At 41.1% G+C, this 19,386-nt stretch carries 17 protein-coding genes and 1 pseudogene; 13 read left to right on the top strand and 5 right to left on the bottom strand.

The window, feature by feature from the left end; genetic code table 11:
- The 8 genes from DD649_RS10750 (at position 1) to fabG (ending at position 9,830) form a co-directional block, all read left to right on the top strand.
- Complete coding sequence (locus tag DD649_RS10750; RefSeq protein WP_336430605.1) at positions 1-2,214, top strand: ATP-binding cassette domain-containing protein; 2,214 nt, start codon at positions 1-3, stop codon at positions 2,212-2,214.
- Positions 2,215-2,294: 80 nt separating this feature from the next.
- Positions 2,295-3,386 (top strand): efflux RND transporter periplasmic adaptor subunit, encoded by a 1,092-nt coding sequence (locus tag DD649_RS10745; RefSeq protein ID WP_294107180.1) that lies wholly within the window; start codon positions 2,295-2,297, stop codon positions 3,384-3,386.
- Positions 3,387-3,388: 2 nt separating this feature from the next.
- The gene (locus DD649_RS10740) at positions 3,389-5,353 is read left to right on the top strand and encodes an ABC transporter permease (RefSeq protein WP_336430602.1); all 1,965 of its coding nucleotides are present in this window, start codon (positions 3,389-3,391) and stop codon (positions 5,351-5,353) included.
- Positions 5,350-6,783, top strand: coding sequence for a TolC family protein (locus tag DD649_RS10735; RefSeq protein ID WP_336430600.1), 1,434 nt, complete (start codon positions 5,350-5,352; stop codon positions 6,781-6,783). The genes DD649_RS10740 and DD649_RS10735 overlap by 4 nt, the downstream gene beginning before the upstream one ends.
- A complete protein-coding gene (locus DD649_RS10730; RefSeq protein WP_336430598.1) occupies positions 6,780-8,033 on the top strand; it encodes a beta-ketoacyl-[acyl-carrier-protein] synthase family protein in 1,254 nt (417 codons plus the stop codon). The genes DD649_RS10735 and DD649_RS10730 overlap by 4 nt, the downstream gene beginning before the upstream one ends.
- Positions 8,030-8,824 (top strand): MaoC/PaaZ C-terminal domain-containing protein, encoded by a 795-nt coding sequence (locus tag DD649_RS10725; protein ID WP_294107009.1) that lies wholly within the window; start codon positions 8,030-8,032, stop codon positions 8,822-8,824. The genes DD649_RS10730 and DD649_RS10725 overlap by 4 nt, the downstream gene beginning before the upstream one ends.
- Positions 8,825-8,840: 16 nt before the next feature.
- A complete protein-coding gene (locus DD649_RS10720) occupies positions 8,841-9,092 on the top strand; it encodes an acyl carrier protein (protein WP_294107008.1) in 252 nt (83 codons plus the stop codon).
- Positions 9,093-9,830, top strand: a complete 738-nt coding sequence (gene fabG, locus DD649_RS10715) for a 3-oxoacyl-ACP reductase FabG (protein ID WP_294107007.1) — start codon at positions 9,093-9,095, stop codon at positions 9,828-9,830.
- Positions 9,831-9,977: 147 nt separating this feature from the next.
- Here fabG and DD649_RS10710 read toward each other — a convergent pair whose 3' ends face one another.
- The 3 genes from DD649_RS10710 to DD649_RS10700 all read right to left on the bottom strand — a co-directional run bounded on the left by DD649_RS10710 (position 9,978) and on the right by DD649_RS10700 (position 12,816).
- Positions 9,978-10,985: an alpha/beta hydrolase gene (locus DD649_RS10710; RefSeq protein WP_336430772.1), complete on the bottom strand. Its 1,008-nt coding sequence runs from the start codon at positions 10,983-10,985 to the stop codon at positions 9,978-9,980.
- A 150-nt stretch (positions 10,986-11,135) separates the two neighbouring features.
- Positions 11,136-11,615, bottom strand: a complete 480-nt coding sequence (locus DD649_RS10705; RefSeq protein WP_294107006.1) for a cyclophilin-like fold protein — start codon at positions 11,613-11,615, stop codon at positions 11,136-11,138.
- Positions 11,593-12,816: an MFS transporter gene (locus tag DD649_RS10700; protein WP_294107005.1), complete on the bottom strand. Its 1,224-nt coding sequence runs from the start codon at positions 12,814-12,816 to the stop codon at positions 11,593-11,595. The genes DD649_RS10705 and DD649_RS10700 overlap by 23 nt, the downstream gene beginning before the upstream one ends.
- A gap of 114 nt (positions 12,817-12,930) precedes the next feature.
- On the opposite strand from DD649_RS10700, the gene DD649_RS10695 reads away from it, so the two are divergent.
- The 3 genes and pseudogenes from DD649_RS10695 (at position 12,931) to DD649_RS10685 (ending at position 15,486) form a co-directional block, all read left to right on the top strand.
- Positions 12,931-13,827 carry a LysR family transcriptional regulator gene (locus tag DD649_RS10695; protein ID WP_294107004.1) on the top strand — a complete coding sequence of 299 codons (897 nt, stop codon included), beginning with the start codon at positions 12,931-12,933 and terminating at the stop codon, positions 13,825-13,827.
- Between the two features lie 225 nt (positions 13,828-14,052).
- Positions 14,053-14,388, top strand: a pseudogene (locus tag DD649_RS10690) (aldo/keto reductase); the annotation flags it as partial.
- A 108-nt stretch (positions 14,389-14,496) separates the two neighbouring features.
- Entirely contained in the window at positions 14,497-15,486 is a 990-nt protein-coding gene (locus DD649_RS10685) for an aldo/keto reductase (protein ID WP_294107003.1), read from the top strand.
- A 58-nt stretch (positions 15,487-15,544) separates the two neighbouring features.
- Here the strand turns inward: DD649_RS10685 and DD649_RS10680 are convergent, their stop codons facing one another.
- Positions 15,545-16,438: a LysR family transcriptional regulator gene (locus DD649_RS10680; RefSeq protein WP_294107002.1), complete on the bottom strand. Its 894-nt coding sequence runs from the start codon at positions 16,436-16,438 to the stop codon at positions 15,545-15,547.
- Positions 16,439-16,639: 201 nt separating this feature from the next.
- On the opposite strand from DD649_RS10680, the gene DD649_RS10675 reads away from it, so the two are divergent.
- Positions 16,640-17,338, top strand: a complete 699-nt coding sequence (locus tag DD649_RS10675) for an RluA family pseudouridine synthase (protein ID WP_336430590.1) — start codon at positions 16,640-16,642, stop codon at positions 17,336-17,338.
- 18 nt (positions 17,339-17,356) lie between these two features.
- On the opposite strand, the gene DD649_RS10670 is transcribed toward DD649_RS10675, so the two are convergent.
- A complete protein-coding gene (locus DD649_RS10670; protein WP_336430588.1) occupies positions 17,357-18,232 on the bottom strand; it encodes a LysR substrate-binding domain-containing protein in 876 nt (291 codons plus the stop codon).
- A 96-nt stretch (positions 18,233-18,328) separates the two neighbouring features.
- Between DD649_RS10670 and DD649_RS10665 the strand changes: the two genes are divergently transcribed.
- On the top strand, positions 18,329-19,336 hold the full coding sequence (locus DD649_RS10665; protein ID WP_294106999.1) for a nitrilase family protein: 1,008 nt from the start codon (positions 18,329-18,331) through the stop codon (positions 19,334-19,336).
- The last annotated feature ends 50 nt before the right edge of the window (positions 19,337-19,386 follow it).

The following is a 19,386-nucleotide window of genomic DNA, read 5'->3' as shown; positions in this document are numbered from 1 at the left end:
ATGAAAAACATTATTCCAAGTCTTATCTATCAGGAAGAAACTAATGAGTGTGGGCTAGCTTGTATTGCAATGCTGGCACAAACTCAAGGGTTATCTATTTCTCTCGATACCTTACGTGAAGTTTATCCTGCTTCCGATCATGGGACTTCTTTGATCGACCTTTCAACTATCTTAACCAATTACGGCATTGCGACAACACCGGTACTTTTTGAGCATAATGAATTAAATAGCCTACCACTCCCTGCTATTTTACATTACGGCGCAAATCACTTTGTCGTACTTGCATATCGTAAAGGGCAAAATGTCTGTGTAATGAATCCCGCCATTGGACAACAATGGCTGCCTTTTGCTGCCTTAAAGGCTGAAATTAGTGGGTATGCACTCATTTTAGAGCCTGAAACTGCACTAAATAAAATTGAATCCCTCACAGCAGCGGCAGCAGCAGAATCAACAACAAAAAATACATCGAACAGTCGGAAGGTTCCTCATGCGATGAGCCTCAAAGAAACTGCGGTTGTTCGAAATATTTATTGGTTAATGACATTCACTTTCTTAGTTTCACTAACACTTTTTTTAATGCCGGCTATGGTGAGCAATGCAATAAACCAAGCCTTCTCTGATGCAAAAAATGCGATTTTTCCCTATGGTTGGTTTATCCTCGCCTTTGTTGGTGCAACATTGCTTGCCCTTGCCGTACGAATGGTAAGTGAGCGATTTGTAAAACATTTTGTCTTAATCAATAGCGGTGTGGGATTCTCACGTTTACTCAGCAATCCATTACGCTTCTTCGAAAAACGTGCCCCTGGCGATATTTTTAGCCGCTTTGTGGCGTGGCAAGGCGCGTTAACTGCAAAAGTTGAACTTGATAATGGATTACGTACAGATTGGATAATCTGTGCCATCGCTCTCGGTGTCATGTTTTGGATAGCGCCGGTTTTAGCGGCGATTTCAGCGGCCGGTGTCACCATCATGGGACTTATCAGCGTTTGGGCAATCATTCGTGACCGTTGGTATACGCAGCAACTACAGCTTAAGGCCGCTGAACTCAATGATTTTTTCATGGAAACGCTGCAAGGCATCCTCACCATTAAAACAGCAGGGTTAGAGAATCAACGTAAAGCGCAATTTGCATGGCTAAGCCGTGAATTATTTACGTGCATGCAACGAAGGAATGTTTACCAACAAATTAAAGATGGCATCTATCAATTAACGGGTAGCTTAGAAATGGTCATTTTTATGTTAGTGATTTTACCAATGGTTGCTAACGACTTAATTTCGCTAGGTGATTTTTTTGCTTATAGTTTCTTACGTCAGATTTTCACCTCATATATCACGCGTATCTTCTATGCCATTATTCATAAATCACAACTGCATATTATTGATACCCGAGTTCATTCTTTGTTCCCTAAAAAGAATGAAGAAAATATTACGCCATTTAAAGAAAAGCACCCTACAGGTAAAGCGCCCCATCTCGCCTTTGAGCATATTCACTTTAACTATGATCCAATCAAACCCATTTTAAATGATATTTCTTTAGATTTACCTTCGGGTACACAGATAGCCATCGTCGGGGAGTCCGGAGCAGGTAAAAGTACATTATTAAGAGTGATAGCTGGATTATTCGCCGCACAACAAGGCGAATGTCATTCGAATGGTGACCTTGTCAGTACCCAGCAATTAACGCAACTGGTTTGCTTACAAAGCCAAGAAGATATTTTATTCAATGCGACAGTGTTGGAAAACATTACATTATTTGACCCCAACTTCCGCGAAAAAGATCGCAAAATTATTGAGCAATTGCTCGAAAATCTCGCATTGGGAACAGTCATCAATAGCTTACCGGGTGGTTTAAACGCACTGATAAGAGAAAGTCATTCCGCGCTTTCACTTGGGCAGCGTCAACGCCTCTTATTGGCTCGTTCACTATATAGCGCTCGCCCTATTCTTCTGCTCGATGAACCCACGGCTAATTTAGATGAAGAAACCGCAAAAACCGTGATGGAAACTATCCAGTCTCATTGTCGTAAGGCAGGGAAAACGCTCATCGTTGTGACACACAGCGATAAAATCACGGTTCGTTTTAATCATATTTATCGACTCATTGATGGCAATCTCAACCAACAACATCCATCAAATAAAAATGAGTTTAAAACAACCGATACTGCTAAGCCTGCATCCTCTTTGCTAACCACAACAGAGGAATTAACACAATGATGACTCGCCACGTCAAACTGAAATCATTAATAAAAATACTTCGCTCGCCCAAAGTGCTTGGTATTGCTGTATTGCTATTCATGATTGTCGTTGGAAACCTATTTTGGCAGACACCAACATCAGCGCAACACGAAACAATAATTCTATCCGTTGAGCGTGGCGATATCGAAAAAATTGTCATGGTGACGGGTATTTTGAAACCTTCGGTACAAGTTAACGTCGGTGCTCAGGTTAATGGACAGATTAAAAAATTATTTGTTCAACAGGGCGATAAAATTGTTAAAGGCCAACTACTTGCTGAAATTGACCCGACCATTCAGCAATCTGAATTAAAAAATGCAACCGCACAACTCTTGAGCACACAAGCGCAAAAACGAGCAGCAGAAGCAACCTTGATGCAGTATATCAAAGCTTACAAACGCCAAGTCATGATGCAACGTGATGGTTCTGGTATTCGAAGTGAATATGAGCAAGCACAAGCGCAATATGAAGCCCAGTTACAACAAGTCAATGTCAATGATGCGATGATCATTCAGTCTGAAATGGCAGTACAAACGGCACAAGCTAATTTGAACTTTACACGTATTGTCGCGCCAATTAGTGGTGAAGTTCTGGGAATTGTCGCCAATGAGGGGCAAACCATCGTTTCGTCACAAACAGCTCCGACTATCTTAGTGCTGGCTAATCTCGATAAAATGCAGATTCAAACACGCATTTCTGAAGCTGATATTCAGAAAATTCATTCGGGACAATCTTTAACATTTCATGTTATCGCTAATCCCGAAAAACAGTATGAAAGTACAATGGGCTATGTACAACCCATACCCTCCGAAGCCCTTGAAGAAAAAAACAACTCAGGTGGACAGCAAAGTGGGGCAGTTTACTACAATGGCACATTTGAAGTTGATAATGCCAATCGTGAATTAAAAACCTCGATGACCGCTCAGGTTTTCATTCGTGTTGCTGAAGTCAAAAATGCCTTACGTTTACCGGTTAGTGCACTAGGGCGCTCTGTCGGTATCAATCAATATGAAGTCATCGTCATTGATAATGGAAAATCGGAAGTTCGTACTGTAAAAATTGGTCTCAATGATCGCCATTTTGTCGAGGTCATTGATGGGATAGAAGAAGGCGAACGCGTTGTCATTCAGCCAGATAGTGTTGTGAGTTAACGATGAAACACTATCAGTCATCATCCGAACCCATCATTAAGCTCAATCATGTTTTCCGTGAATTCTCTGCGGGAACACAAACCATTCCAGTACTAAATGATATTTCACTATCAATAAACCAAGGAGAAATGGTCGCCATCATTGGTGCATCTGGCTCAGGAAAATCAACCTTGATGAATATCATTGGCTGTTTAGATAAGCCATCTCAAGGTGAAATTTTTATCAATGGTATTGCAGTTCATGAGGTAGATAACGAACAACTCGCGGAATTACGCAGTCAATATCTCGGTTTTATTTTTCAACGCTATCATTTAATGCCGTACCTTACGGCTGAAGAAAATATTGCCATTCCCGCTTTATATACGGCAATGCCAGAAGCTGAACGCATCACTAGAACTAAGTTCTTAGCTGAAAAATTAGGTTTACGCGAACGTTTAAACCATAAACCGTATCAATTATCGGGCGGTCAACAACAGCGAGTCAGTATTTGTCGCGCATTAATCAATGGTGCTCGTGTGATTTTAGCTGATGAACCCACGGGGGCATTAGATAGCGTTAGCGGTAAAGCATTGATGGATGTCTTGCACCAATTACATCTTGATGGGCACACAATCATTATTGTCACGCACGATAGAAATATTGCTGAGCAAACTCAGCGAATTATTGAAATCAGTGATGGCAAGATTGTGGCTGATAATCAAAATGATGCATTACAAAAAACAGGAATTCCACATAATTTCCCGCCAGTCAAAGATAACGGGCGAGCCTCTCTTGGAAGAAGTATTCATGAATCAATCCGCATGGCTTGGCGCTCATTAATCGGACATCGTATGCGAGCATTCTTATCAATGCTTGGCATTATTATTGGCATTTCCTCCGTCGTATCATCAATGGCCGTGGGTGAAGGGGCAAGACGTACCATCATGGATGAAATCGGAAAACTCGGCAGTACAACCCTTGAAATTCGCCCCGGAACAGGATGGGGGTCGAAACGCCCAGATATGGAGCGTGCGTTATCACTTAACGATATCAAAAGCCTGAAAAAATTTTCATGGATTGAGCAAATTTCCCCTGTTACCAGCAGTATGACGATTGTTGTTAATAAAGGACTCGACTTTTCAATTCTGCTCAATGGTGTTTCTGATGAATATTTTGCGGCGCAAGGGTTTCAGATTTTACAAGGCAGTAATTTTAGCCCATTAGACGTAGCAGATAATGCACCCGTTATTGTTTTGGATGAAACCAGCCGAGAAGTGTTATTTACGCCAGAGGAAGATCCTTTAGACCAAATAGTACAAATAGAAGGCTCGCCATGGCGAATTATCGGTATCGCTCGCAAATCTGGGCCAAAAATGTCGAGTGGATTTATTATGGGTTGGACCCCCCACACCGCATTACAACAACGCGTTTTAGGTGACAAACCAATAGAGTATATTTCGTTACGTTTTCCTGAAACCTTGACACCTAAACAAGCTGAAATACAAGTTGAGCAGCTTTTATTACGTGAACATGGCAAAAAAGACTTTTTTATTCAATCTGATGACCAGTTGGCAAATGCGTTACAAAAAACGTCTGATTCAATGTCATTACTCATTACATCTATCGCTGCTATCTCTTTATTAGTCGGTGGCGTTGGGGTGATGAATATTATGTTGGTATCCGTCACTGAACGTACGCACGAGATTGGTATTCGCCTATCGGTCGGCGCTCGCCCTGCCGATATCATGAATCAATTTTTAATTGAGGCCATCCTAATTTGTTCCCTTGGCGGACTAATCGGCATCGCAGGTTCCTGGGTTGCGGGGACTATTTTTGCTCAAGTCACCACTCAATTTACGATGGTTTTTACCTTATTACCGGTTTTACTCGCTTGTGGCTTCTCTGCGCTAATTGGACTTATTTTCGGTTATTTTCCTGCACGTAGAGCAGCCAAACTTAATCCGACAGAGGCATTGGCTCGCGAATGAATATCAAGCAGCTCTCTTTACACACTATTTTACTTTCAATACTGCTATTACTCAGTGCTTGCGGGAGCTTTACACGAACAGAATATCAGCGCCCACCGCTTGAGTTACCCTTGTCGTGGGATGAAAAAATCAAGCACTCTTCAAATAAGAATGACGTCATCAATTCACCACAGCACCAGAATTTATCCGCAGAGTGGTGGAAAAAATTTAACGACCCTAAGTTATCCCAACTGATCGCCCAAGTTTTAGAAAACAACAATGACTTGGCTGCCGCTGCGATCAAATTAAAATTAGCACGGAACATGGCAGGATTGACCAATACCAATATCACGCCGAGTTTTACCTTGGATGGTTCGGCGAGTAACACAAAATCAATCCGTCATGGCTCCCCTTCCCAAGAAAGTTATAGCTCGGGTTTATCGTTAAATTACGAGGTAGATTTATGGGGGAAGTTAGCAAGAATTCGTGAGAAAAATGAGTGGGAAGCTATCGCAACAGAACAGGATTATCACGCAACAACATTAACCGTAATCAATACTACAACACAATTATATTGGAATATTGCGTTGTTAAATCAACAAATTAATAATTTTACGGCTAGCCAACAAATTGCAGAAAAAAGCCTGCAACAGGCTCAATCATGGTATTTGGCCGGTAAAGTTGGGCAACTCGATTTATTACAATCAAAACAAACAGTAATCAGCCGCAAAAATGAATTGCGCAAACTAATGAAAGAGCGCGACAGTTTACGCAATGCGTTAGCCTTGTTGTTAAATCGACCAGCAGAGAAACATATCAGTGAATTAGCCTTTATTGATAGTAATCAACGAATTGAAATCCAGCACTCAACCCCTTTGGCCGTGTTAGCACAACGCCCGGATATTCAGGCTGCCGAATCGCGTTTACGTTCAGCATTAGCCGACTCGGATGCAGCCAGACTGAGTTTCTATCCCACATTATCCCTTCAAGGTGCCTTAAATGCAGGTAGCCAACTCTTCACTCAGTGGTTTAGTGACCCGACGCGAGTGGTAGGAGGCGCGGTTTCATTACCCTTTATTCAATGGAATACCGTGCAGCTCACCATCGAGCAATCCGATTTACAGGTGCAACAAGCAGCGGTGTCATTTCGAAGTACTGCATATAGTGCACTGGCAGAGGTTGATAATGCGATGGAAGCACGCTTCACCGCAGAGGAACTAAAAAGTCGCCTACAAGACTCATTAGCACTCAGTCGACAACGATTAAAACTAACAGAAAGCCGTTATCGCGCTGGTGTGCTGGATTATCAAACATTGCTGAATGCTGAAGATGACCTTTTATCTCTAGAAAATTCATTAGCACAAAATCAATACGACTATCTTTATGCAACGCTACAACTTTGGTTAGCACAAGGTGGCGGTAGCACTCAACCAGAGGACAACCAATCATGAATCAAAAAACTCACTTTAATCGCGTTGTTGTAACGGGGTATGGTGCTGTCACTCCCCTTGGTGATACTGCACAAGCCTGCTGGCAAGCCATTATGGATAAACAACTCGGCTACCGGCTCGTCGATAAAACAGAAAAAAATATCCAGTGCCATTTTTTAGGACTAATTGATAACGAACCGAGTTTAAAAGGCGTACCTGCGGCTATCCGCCGTCGCTTACCACGCCACTCACGATTAGCGTTAGGCGCTGCTCGTGAAGCAATGGAGATGGCTTTTTCTGGCAGTTCCCCCACTGAATATTATGACCCCCTGATGTGTGGTGTGATTATGGGAACAGGATGGGCGGGACTCGATGAAAGCTATATGTCAGTGAGTGAGTTCGAAAAAACGGGTGTGACATCGCCATTCAACTGTTTTTATGCCATGCCCAATGCGACTACCGCAGCCTGTAGTCAATTTTGGAACTTACGCGGATACCAAAATACTACGATAGCGGCCTGCGCCACCGGAACTATCGCGATTGGCGATGCATTTGAAGTCATTCGAAATGGTCGTGCCGCAATGATGTTAGCAGGTGCAGGGGAGTCATTACGAACAGATTGCGCTGTATGGAATATCGATATACTCGGTGCGTTAACCCATGAAGCCGCCGATCCCACACGAGCGAGCTGCCCATTCAGTGCAGACCGAAGTGGCTTTGTCCTTTCTGAAGGCGCGGCAGTCCTGTGTTTAGAAGAGCGTGAAAGTGCAATTGCACGTGGCGCAACTATTTTAGGTGAAATCACAGGCTATGCTAATTTTTCAGATGCTTTTGATTTTACTTCACCAGCGGAAGACTGTTTGGCGCGGGTTAAAACAATTCAAATGGCATTACAGCAAGCCGATATTGAGCCTGAAGCATTAGATTACATCAACGCCCATGGCACCTCGACAGCCTTGAACGATCTCAATGAAACTGAATCACTTAAAAAGGCCTTAGGTTCCGCCGCTTATAAGATCCCCATTTCTAGTACTAAATCATATTCAGGGCATTTAATTGCCGCCGCAGGTAGCTTTGAGTCGATTATTTGCTTACAAGCTATTCAAAATGGCGTTATGCCAGCAACCGCCAATCTATCAAACCCAGATCCTGAATGTGACCTTGATTATATTCCAAATGAGCATCGTACAGGCAATATTGAACGAACACTGAATCTTAGCTTCGGCTTTGGTGGTGCTAACGCCGCGCTAATTTTGGAAAAATCAAAATGAAGCCCTTACATTATACCCTAAAGGATGCTCACCACTGGGCGGCGTTTTCAGGTGACTATAACCCAATCCATTTTGACCTTAATTGGGTACAAGCACAGGGCCTTGATCAGCTCAGTGTCCATGGTATGCGCGTATTATTAGACGCGAAACAATTTGCTAGTGAGCAAGTTTGTCATGACGTAGCGCCAAATAACGCTTATATAAAATGTGTTGTACGACTACGCAATCCATTATGGAACGATAAAACCTATCATTTAGTAACTCGAAACAAAGCGGGTTCCGTCGCCGTCTTATCCGCTGAAGATCAAAAAAATAGCTTAACGTGTCAGCTATCTTCGCTAAATACTTTTGATTTGAATGATTCAGAAACAATGAACTGCCTATCTTCAGATGAGGTGGCAATATTACAATCATCATTCGCTGTTTTTTCAAAAGAACTATATGACTGGCAATTTATTGATGCCGTTATGTTTCAATATTTGATACATGATGATGCCCTACTACGCCAAGAAAATATTGCAGCTTGGCTACCGGAAGGTACAACCTTAAAAGATATTTTTTCAGATTATCCAATCGTTCAAACACATCAAGAAATCATCTTTGAAAGCAGCCTACTTCAAAAATGGGTACCCGCCGTTACCCCTGAACCTATTCATATCAGTATTCAACCTTCATTAGTTATCGGTGACATAGAAACTGGATTATTAATTTGTATTAAAACAATTGCTCGTTATAAAAATAAATTAGTGAGTAATTCCATAACATTAAAAGTTAACGCTAAAAGTAAATAGAACAAAGGACAATACGATGAGTCAATATCAAAATATTTATATCAAAATTAGTGAAATGATCTGTGATGCTAAAGATTTAGAAACAGAGGATATGAATGAAAACCTAACATTAATCCAACTAGAGTTTGATAGCTTAGATTATGTTGAATTAATGGTACTTGTAAAACGTGAGTTTAACCTCTCATTAGACGCTGATTTTTTCATTCAACACCCTAATATTTCAGTGAAAATATTATGTGAACATATCGACAAGGAGTCTGAATCTTAAATGGCAGATAAATGGGTACTCATTACAGGTGGAAGCCGAGGTATTGGGCAAGCACTCGTGACTGAATTATTATCCCATTGGAATGTGGTTTTTACTGGGCGTAATACTGAGGGTATTTCAAATGCATTAGCGTCCTTTAAAAATACACATTCTGATACGTGGGTAAAAGGATACCAATGTGATGGTAAAGATGAAAAACAAGTCAAAGCACTCACTCAATCTTTATTAGAAACATTCGGTGAACCTGCTGCGATTATTCATAATGCTGGTATTACGAGGGATGCGTTACATATTCATCAAGATGCTGAGGTTTGGCGAGATGTTATGGATAACAATATCATTTCTATTATTAATTGGAACCGTGAGTTACTGCCATCAATGCTAATGGCGCGTAATGGTTCGATTGTTTTAATGTCATCCGTCACTGGATTAAAAGGCAACATTGGCCAAACAGCATACGCAGCAAGTAAATCAGCAATGATAGGCCTAACGCGTTCATTAGCCCATGAAATAGGACGTTTTGGTTTACGTGTTAATTGTGTTGCGCCAGGGCTTATTGACAGTGATATGACCAACGCAATGCCGGAAGCTAAGCTAAAAGCAATGTGCAAAAATATTCCATTGCGCCGATTAGGACAACCCCAAGAAGTCGCTAAAACGGTTAAGTTTCTCATCGGAGAAGATAGCCAATATCTAACAGGACAAACTATTGTCTTAGATGGTGGTTTAACGGCTTAGTTATTATTTAATAAAATTAAACTTATTTTTAAATCCGGAGAGTTTTTAACTTTCCGGATATTTTTCTATTTTAAAACGTATGATTACTAAGCTCATATATCAAAGTAAATTAATGAGTTTTATTTATAAAAACAATCATATCCTGACTCATAGATTTTGTTGAAAAAAATCACTGAGTTTATCAAAAGGGATTTTTTTGATATTGTCATATAAATCAACATGATCTGCATTCGGGATAATCAATAATTCTTTTGGCTCAGAAGCCTGTTTATAAACATCTTCAGAATAATATCGAGAGTGTGCATTCTCCCCAGCGATTAATAAAATAGGCCTTGGTGAGATCATGTCAATATTGGCGTGCATCGGAAAATTAAAAAATGATATCGGCGTAGTGGCCGTCCATGCAGTCGATGAATTAATTGATCTAGGGTGGAAGCCTCTAGGCGTGCGGTAATAATCGTAAAATGCCGCTAATACGGTAGGTGCGTTCTCAGGTAAGGTTTCCGGTAAAACTCGTTGTCCTTTGATAATATTGCCATTTTCATCAAAAGGAACTTCGTGATAACCAAGCGCATAGTCACCCTTCTCAGCATCTTCCCAACGCTGTTGACTAAGGTAATCAATCACTTTTTGGCGTTGCTCAACGGTATAACTATCTTGATATCCACGGCTAATACTGCGAGACATATCGTACATTGAAGCCGTTGCAACTGCTTTGATTCGTGAATCGCTGGTAGCGGCAGTCAATGCCATTCCACTCAAACCGCATATGGCTAAAACACCAATACGATTTCGGTCAACATTTGGCTGCATTCCTAAAAAATCTATCGCAGCACTAAAATCTTCAGTGTTGATATCCGCTGAAGCGACATTGCGTGGCTCACCTCCACTTTCCCCAGTAAACGACGGGTCAAATGCTAATGTAATAAAACCACGCTCCGCTAACGTTTGCGCATATAAACCAGAGGATTGCTCTTTTACTGCACCAAAAGGACCACTGAGCGCAATTGCTGCTAATTTTTCATGCCTATTTTTAGGTTGATATAAATCAGCCACTAATACCAAGCCATATCTATTTTTAAAACTTACTTTTTGGTGCTCAACGTTCTCACTTTTTGCAAAAGTTTTATCCCACTTTTGATTCAGTAATGGCATTGATTGAGCCGAGGCAGGAGTTGCTATCACCGATGCAATACTGGCCACTGCGAGGCTCGCCCCTGTTAATTTAAGTAAATGACGACGTTCATTATTAAGCGGATATTTTGATAATTTTTGTCGATAACTATTCATAAAATTAACCCTCTGTTAGTTTTCTTGGAAAAGCACTATCGTGACTTGCTTCGCTGATTTAAATTTCAAATGTTCAATACCTTGAGTAATTTTCCCCAATCGAATTAAGCCCGATGAATAATGAAATCTCTGATAAAAAATGGCGATATTTCCCCAAGGCGCATAATAAGCAATGTCACCTATTTCTGGTGTTATCCCTTCAGGGGTATTTCGAGTCAGTAATTTGCGTGGAAGATAAGTGATTTTTTCCGTAGCGGCATAATCAGCAAGTTCAACGGTTATCGGTAATAAAGTAATAAAATCACGTACGGTTTCGGTATCATCCAATTTCCCTATAACTACTTGGTTATCTACACGTATTTGTATAAGGTGTGTTTTTACCTTCTGACCCACAGAAGTGTCACTGGCATAAACGGATTGAATCGAGTTAAAAAACGAAATCAACATGCAAAGGCATAAAGATATCGTAATTTTATTCGGTGATATTCTCGACATGAACTACTCCTTCAGTCTTAGCCGTAAACTTAACCAATATGGCTGCAATCACTAGAAATAGCGCACTGAAAACAAAAGCACTTTGATAACCACTAATATCAAAAAGCAAACCGCCAACCGTAGAACCCAACGCGATAGAAAGTTGAATAACGGCCACCATTAAACCACCACCCGCTTCTGCATTATTTGGAAAAATTCGCGGCACCCAACTCCACCAGCCAACAGGTGCTGCTGTTGATATCAATCCCCAAATTCCTAATAAAATCATGACGGCAACTAGCGAATGACCAAAAGCAATAAGAGATAAAGCAGCTATGGTCATTAATAATGGTATCGCTGCTAATGTTCGATAAAGTCCACGTTTTAATACGTTCCCTACTAAGAGCGTCCCAATAAATCCTGCAATACCCATAATTAATAAAATTAACGTCACCATCGAAATATCAATTTTTGTAACGGTTTCAAGGAAAGGACGAACATAGGTAAACAGCGTGAATTGACCCATGAAGAAAAATCCAACAGCCAGCATGCCAAGGGCAATAACACGACGCTTAAATAACGTAAAAATGGTGAAAATATGCTGATTATTTTGGTTAGACAATAGCTTAGGTGGCATCGAAGGCAAACTCACCCACAGCCAAATAATGGCAAGTACTGCAATAGGAACTAGGCAAAAAAATGCGCCTCGCCATCCCACAACCGCACCTAAAAAAGCCCCCAATGGCGCCGCAATTACCATTGCTAGTGCATTACCACTATTAAAAATGGCTAAAGCGCGAGGTACTTGATTTATCGGTACTAAACGCATGGCTATAGCGGCAGACATCGACCAAAATCCGCCAACAACAACACCGATTAATGCCCGACCTACCATATAAACATAATAATTTGAGGCTAAAGCAATCAGAGCACCCGAGAGTCCCATAATCGCCGTTAATCCCAATAATAAGGTTTTACGATTTATTCCTTTCGTTAATACAGAAATAAACAAACTGGTGATCACCGCAAAAAAACCTGAAATAGTGATACCTTGACCAGCCATACCTTCAGTGACTTGAAAATCACGAGCAAGAGGTGTCAATAAACTCACAGGCATAAATTCTGATGCTATCAACACAAAGACACATAAGGTCATAGCAAAAACCGCACTCCAATTTGCATTTTGGGGCTGCGGTTCTTTTTGTAAAATAGCGTTATCCATCCCGTTCATTCCCTCTTATTTATAAATCACAAATTAATGGACACTATGATGGCATAGGGTAGATAATTTAATTAGTAGGCATAATCTTTATGAACTTGTGAGAAAAATTCACTAATGACAAAAAGCAAAATGAACGACTTACACGCCTTTCTTATCGTTGCTCAAGAAAAGAGTTTTACTAAAGCGGCAGCAAGACTTGGTGTGACACCCTCGGCATTAAGCCACACCATTCGACTTTTAGAAGAACGATTAGGTATTCGTTTATTAGCAAGAACAACACGCAATGTCTCTGCGACCGAAGCGGGTGAACAGCTAATGAATGCAATTAGTCCTCTATTTGAACAAATTGATGCTGAACTTAACGCACTTGGTGAGCTGAGAGATAAACCACGGGGAACTATTCGTTTAAGCTGCACAGACGACCAAATTGAATTGTATATTCGCCCCATGCTCAAAGAATTTTTACAACAATATCCCGATATTACGCTAGAAATGTATGTCGATTACGGATTTACTAATGTTGTAGAAGAACGTTTTGATGCAGGTATTCGCATTGGCGATGAGATCAATAAGGACATGATAGCAGTACGAATTGGACCAAACTGGCGCTTAATTGCTGTTGGCTCGCCATCTTACTTTGAATCCTCTCCAAAACCTTTAATTCCTGATAATCTCATTCAGCATCAATGTATTAACATTCGCCACCGAGCCGCTGGTATTATTTATGCGTGGGAGTTTGAACATGAAGGTCGTGCTTTTAGTATGAAACTCGATGGGCAATTAGTCTTTAATAGCACCCTCCACCAGCTGAATGCCGCTCTTGATGGAATGGGAATAGCCTATATTCCTGAACATTTAGCCGAACCTTATATCACTAGCGGCAAGCTACAAGCAGTATTAACAGATTACAGCCCTTATTTTGAAGGCTTTCATTTATATTATCCAAACCGTCGTCAATCCTCACCTGCTTTTATGGCTTTTGTTGAAGCAATACGATATAGAGCAAAATAACCATAACAAAATAAATATTAGTTATTATCGATACATTCGTAATCACAACCTTTTGTATTATAACATTATTACTTCACCTCTCCCCCTCTACTTTCTTAAGTGGTTTTTTATTTAGTTAATCTGAATTCATGAATTTTGCTCATAAGCGCTAGAAAATAACAGCCTCTAATCTAATCAATAAATTTACGTTATGCTTTATCTCACAGGTAGCAAAAGGAGTTAAATATGCAAACGGTCAAATTAAATAATGATATTGAAATGCCACTTTTAGGTTTCGGCGTATTTCAAATGACAGATGCCGCCGAGTGTGAGCGCGCAGTGCTTGACGCACTAGAAACAGGGTATCGATTAATTGATACCGCAGCTTCTTATCAAAATGAGAGCCAAGTTGGGAATGCACTCAAACAAAGCGAAATACCAAGAGAAGAGTTATTTATAACAACAAAATTATGGTTAGAAGGCGCGAGTTATGAAGGTGCCAAAGCACAATTTGAACGTTCGCTAAATCGCCTACAGCTTGATTACGTTGATCTCTATCTTATCCACCAGCCCTACGGCAACGAGTGCCTTTTTCTCTCATCGAAATCCTGCCATGGTTGAGTGGTTAGCAAATCGTAAACTGGATGTATAACAAAACAAACAATGAACGCAGTTATTAGGAACTAAACCATGAAAAAACGTTATCTCGGTAAATCTAATCTTGAAGTTTCTGCTCTTGGTCTAGGTTGTATGGGACTAAGCCATGGCTATGGTCCCGCTACTGATACACATAAAGCCATTGAATTAATTCGTGCGGCGGTTGAACGGGGTGTAACCTTTTTTGATACCGCGGAAGTGTATGGTCCATACCTAAATGAAGAAGTCGTCGGTGAGGCCTTAAAGCCATTTCGTGACAAAATAGTTATTGCCACAAAATTTGGTTTTAACTTAGGAAATGATAATAAACAGCAGCTTTTAAACAGCCGCCCTGAACATATTCGTGAAGCCGTCGAAGGCTCATTACGTCGGCTCAAAACAGACGTTATCGACCTGCTTTATCAGCATCGCGTTGACCCTGATGTCCCGATTGAAGATGTCGCAGGTGCAATCAAAGATCTGATTGCTGAAGGTAAGGTTAAACACTTTGGCCTTTCTGAGGCGAGTGTACAAACAATTCGCCGGGCTCATGCAATCCAACCCGTTACTGCATTACAAAGTGAATATTCTTTATGGTGGCGCGAACCTGAAGACGAAATATTGCCTGTACTTGAAGAACTTGGCATTGGATTTGTGCCATTCAGTCCATTAGGTAAAGGGTTTTTAACTGGTGCGATTAAAACAAGTACCACCTTTGGCGATGATGACTTTCGCAGTAAAGTCCCGAGATTCAGTGCTGAATCTCTTGAGGCAAATGAACAATTAATTTCATTATTATCTGAGCTTGCCGCAGAAAAAGGCGTTACTTCAGCACAAATTGCGCTCGCTTGGTTACTTGCACAAAAACCGTGGATTGTGCCTATCCCAGGTACAACTAAATTACATCGTTTAGATGAAAACCTTGGCGCCGTGGATATCACGCTGACCCAAAGCGATTTACAAAAAATAGCGCATGCGCTTAATACAGTGAAAATTATTGGCGAACGCTACCCTTCTGCATTACAAGCACTGATTAATCGTTAATATGAATTAGGGCTGATTACAGTTGCTAAAACCACTGTATCAGCCTTATTTTTAAATATTATTCATGATGGCGTAGCGCATCAATTAATAATGCAAATGCGGGAAGGTGCTGTTTTCTACTTGGATAATAAAGGTAATAACCTGAAAATGTTGGGCACCAATCATCCAGAACTTGAATAAGCTCACCAGATTTCACCACCTCTTGAACTGTATCCTCTGGCACACAAGCAACCCCAAATCCAGATAACACAGCATCAATTCGCTCTGACAATAAATTAAAGGTCAGTTGCCCTTCAACTTTCACGCGCAACGATTTCCCTTCTTTTTCAAATTCCCAATGATACAAACCACCCGCCGAAGGAAGACGCATATTAATGCAGCGATGAGACTGTAGGTCATGTGGGGTTTGCGGTATATCGTGGGATGCAAAATAACTAGGTGCTCCAACGACAACCAGACGCATATCCGGCCCAATACGCACAGCAATCATATCCTTATCAACACTTTCCCCCAAACGTACTCCTGCATCAAAACGGCCATCAACAATATTCACAAAACCATTATCAACGACCAACTCAATATTGATATCGGGGTGCATTCGCAGAAATGGTTTTAATTTTGGCCAAAGAAGACTACGAGCTGCATGCTCCCCCGTAGAGAGGCGGATATTACCTGAAACCGTTCCATTAAGCTGAATTAGGCTTTCTAATTCATATTCAAGCTCTGTCAGTTTAGGCTCGAGGCAAGCAATAATTTTTGTCCCTAACTCAGTAGGTGCAACACTGCGGGTTGTACGGGTTAAGAGCCGAATGTTCAAACGCTCTTCTAATCCCTTGATTGAATGACTCAGTGCCGATTGAGACACTCCCAATATATTGGCGGCTTTAGTAAAACTTCGTTCCCTCGCAACAACAAGAAAGATTTGCAATTCATTAAAATTATCTTTCAGCATTACACATTTCCTTAAGCCACTAGCCCTACAAACCAAATTAATAAGATTCACCCATAAATGCAATGAGTTATATTTAGGTAAGACATGAGGACTTGATAGACAATAACATCAAGAATAAATACGTTTTCTCGCCATACCCCGATTCGCCAGTCGGCTTAAAATTAGTTATCATTCATTTCTACTTTTTATCGAGATAGCCTGATGTCTAAGATTATCGATACTTTTATTGCTCCGCCGTGCCATGAAGAAATTGAAAATCTCTATCAGGACGAGCATCTCGTGCTTATCAATAAACCTGCCGGACTACTTAGTCTTTCGGGGAAAAACCCACAAAATCTAGACTCAGTACATCACCGATTGGTGCAGATATTTCCCGGCTGTACTCTTGTCCACCGTCTCGATTTCGGCACTTCCGGATTAATGGTGATTGCTCGCAATAAAGCGATAAACGCCGCTCTATGCCACCAATTCAGCCAACGCGCAGTCACCAAGGTATACAGCGCACTACTTTGCGGACATCTAATAGAGAATGAAGGTGTGATAGACGCCGCCATTGCAAAAGACCCTGCACTATTTCCCCGAATGTCGATTTGTGCAATCCACGGCAAACCCGCCCGTTCTTACTATCAGGTTATTGAGCGCTTCTATCATGAATTGGAAGATGGAACATTGCTTCCATTAACGCGAGTACAACTAACGCCAGAAACAGGGCGTACTCATCAACTCCGCATCCACTGTCAGCTATTGGGACACCCTATTTTGGGCTGCGACCTGTATGGTGGACTTCTACTACCCGGTACTGAACAAACTCCACGGCTAATGTTGCACGCCAGCGAACTGCACTTTGTGCACCCCATTAGCAACGAGTGGATCAAAGCCCATAATGCCAGTCCATTTTGAACACAAAAATTCGTTTGATCATAAAGCCACTGATGATGAGAGTACTGTCCTAACAAAATTATCTCTGATAGGGTCCTCTATCTTCGAATTCCACGCTAGACCTATTTGCCATGTAGTATGCGCACCTTCAAGAAGCACCAGTTTTACTTGAGACGGCAGAATATGGATAACACTCTGAGGCAATAGAGCCACCCCTTCACCCGCAGCGATAAGTGCTAATAAAGTCTGAATATCATTAGCAACTAAAATAGCTGGGGGAATAATGTTATTCGCGGTAAGAAATTTGTGCCCTTGACCGGTTAATCCTTCCCCTCGATGGTGAGAAAGTTGAAGAAGATTATGAGTTTTAATTAACTCTATTGCATTAACACCTTTTTTATAATGTTTCAGCGCTATAGCAAGAACCAATTTTTCTTCGGCGAGGGCTTTGCTTTCTAACTGATCATTAACTGGCAGCCTTACAAACCCTGCATGAAGCTTTCCTTCTATTAAAAGCTGAAGCTGTACTGCCGTAGGCATATCGTTCAGTGATACTTGAATACTGGGAAATAGCGAATGAAAAACTGCCACGCGTTCGGGAGCCAAACTAAAGGACGATATACCAAAGCCCACTTTTATCTTGCCTGTATTCCCTTTTTGAATATCTATCATCGCAGAACAAAAATTATCATAAGACATCAATACTTCATCAGCTTTATGCATTAATTGTTCCCCCGCTATAGTCAACTTGGCACCATGACGGCCACGCTGAAATAGGGTCAGGCCAGAAATACTCTCAATCGCCTGAATTTGCTTAGTTAGTGCGGGTTGCGTTATGCAAAGCTGATCCGCTGCCAAATGATACTTCCCTTGGCGTGCAAGAGTAACGAATGCACGTAATAGTTTTATATTCATTCTTTTTAGTTATCAAATAGGGGAAAAATTATGATTATACTCATTGGATTTTTTTTAGTGAAATGACGACTTAATCACCAGATTAGGACGAGTATAATGAAAAACAATCTATGCACTGCTACTGTACAATTTTGTCACCGTGCTGGCGATAAATCGTATAACTTATCAGTTATGGAAAGCTTTATCCTACAAGCTTATGAGAAAAATATAAAGATTTTAGCATTTCCCGAGATGTGCATCACCGGCTACTGGCACGTTCCAAATCTTAGCAGTGAAGAAGTCTATATGTTATCGGAATCTGCTGATGATGGCCCATCCATAACCAAAGTGGCTGCTTGGGCTGTAAAATATCAAATGGCAATAGGGGCAGGATTTATAGAGAAGGGAAGTGACGGAAAGCTCTATAACGCCTATGCGGTTTGTATGCCTGATGGTAAGCGCCATATACACAGAAAACTCCATCCTTTTGAACATCAAGAGATTTGCAAAGGAAATAGTTTTACTGTCTTTGATACCCCTTGGGGCGTTCGTGTTGGTATCCTTATTTGTTGGGATAATAACCTCACCGAAAATGCACGAATAACTGCATTACTGGGTGCTGATATCCTTATTGCCCCACATCAGACCGGAGGAACCCATTCACGCAGCCCTTTAGGTATGAAACCTATTCCAGTTAGTCTTTGGGAAAATCGACATAACAATCCCGATGAACTCATGGCTGCTTTACAGGGTGATAATGGCCGTGGCTGGTTAATGCGCTGGTTACCTTCACGCGCTCATGATAATGGTTTTTTCATTTTGTTCAGTAATGGGGTTGGCTTGGATAACGGTGAAATCCGTACTGGTAACGCCATGATTATTGACCCTTATGGGCGGATTATCACAGAAAGTCATACCTATGAAGACACAATGGTATGCGCTAATTTGGATCTAGATTTGCTCACTTCATCTACCGGAAGACGCTGGATCCACGGCCGCCGCCCCGAGTTGTACACTATTTTAAGTGAATTTCAAGGTTACGAGCGTGATTCCATTACAGCGCGCTTTTCTGAAGATATCCCTTGTTTTAATAGCAATAAAAAAGATGAAGATATATCTAAATAATTGAAGTGGTTGAAGTATATCCACTCTATACTCTAAATAATTCAAATGGC

The organism is Providencia sp. (assembly GCF_003533305.1).
Classification (GTDB): Bacteria; Pseudomonadota; Gammaproteobacteria; order Enterobacterales; family Enterobacteriaceae; genus Providencia.
The sequence above is the reverse complement of the archived record's forward strand: the minus strand, read 5'-3'. Positions and strand labels throughout refer to the sequence as shown.

Excerpts from the sequence above, each read along its gene's own strand:
- DD649_RS10750 (WP_336430605.1), top strand. The coding sequence starts at position 1 with ATGAAAAACATTATTCCAAGTCTTATCTATCAGGAAGAAACTAATGAG.
- DD649_RS10745 (WP_294107180.1), top strand. The coding sequence starts at position 2,295 with ATGATTGTCGTTGGAAACCTATTTTGGCAGACACCAACATCAGCGCAA.
- DD649_RS10740 (WP_336430602.1), top strand. The coding sequence starts at position 3,389 with ATGAAACACTATCAGTCATCATCCGAACCCATCATTAAGCTCAATCAT.
- DD649_RS10735 (WP_336430600.1), top strand. The coding sequence starts at position 5,350 with ATGAATATCAAGCAGCTCTCTTTACACACTATTTTACTTTCAATACTG.
- DD649_RS10730 (WP_336430598.1), top strand. The coding sequence starts at position 6,780 with ATGAATCAAAAAACTCACTTTAATCGCGTTGTTGTAACGGGGTATGGT.
- DD649_RS10725 (WP_294107009.1), top strand. The coding sequence starts at position 8,030 with ATGAAGCCCTTACATTATACCCTAAAGGATGCTCACCACTGGGCGGCG.
- DD649_RS10720 (WP_294107008.1), top strand. The coding sequence starts at position 8,841 with ATGAGTCAATATCAAAATATTTATATCAAAATTAGTGAAATGATCTGT.
- fabG (WP_294107007.1), top strand. The coding sequence starts at position 9,093 with ATGGCAGATAAATGGGTACTCATTACAGGTGGAAGCCGAGGTATTGGG.
- DD649_RS10710 (WP_336430772.1), bottom strand. The coding sequence starts at position 10,985 with ATGCCATTACTGAATCAAAAGTGGGATAAAACTTTTGCAAAAAGTGAG.
- DD649_RS10705 (WP_294107006.1), bottom strand. The coding sequence starts at position 11,615 with ATGTCGAGAATATCACCGAATAAAATTACGATATCTTTATGCCTTTGC.
- DD649_RS10700 (WP_294107005.1), bottom strand. The coding sequence starts at position 12,816 with ATGGATAACGCTATTTTACAAAAAGAACCGCAGCCCCAAAATGCAAAT.
- DD649_RS10695 (WP_294107004.1), top strand. The coding sequence starts at position 12,931 with ATGACAAAAAGCAAAATGAACGACTTACACGCCTTTCTTATCGTTGCT.
- DD649_RS10685 (WP_294107003.1), top strand. The coding sequence starts at position 14,497 with ATGAAAAAACGTTATCTCGGTAAATCTAATCTTGAAGTTTCTGCTCTT.
- DD649_RS10680 (WP_294107002.1), bottom strand. The coding sequence starts at position 16,438 with ATGCTGAAAGATAATTTTAATGAATTGCAAATCTTTCTTGTTGTTGCG.
- DD649_RS10675 (WP_336430590.1), top strand. The coding sequence starts at position 16,640 with ATGTCTAAGATTATCGATACTTTTATTGCTCCGCCGTGCCATGAAGAA.
- DD649_RS10670 (WP_336430588.1), bottom strand. The coding sequence starts at position 18,232 with ATGAATATAAAACTATTACGTGCATTCGTTACTCTTGCACGCCAAGGG.
- DD649_RS10665 (WP_294106999.1), top strand. The coding sequence starts at position 18,329 with ATGAAAAACAATCTATGCACTGCTACTGTACAATTTTGTCACCGTGCT.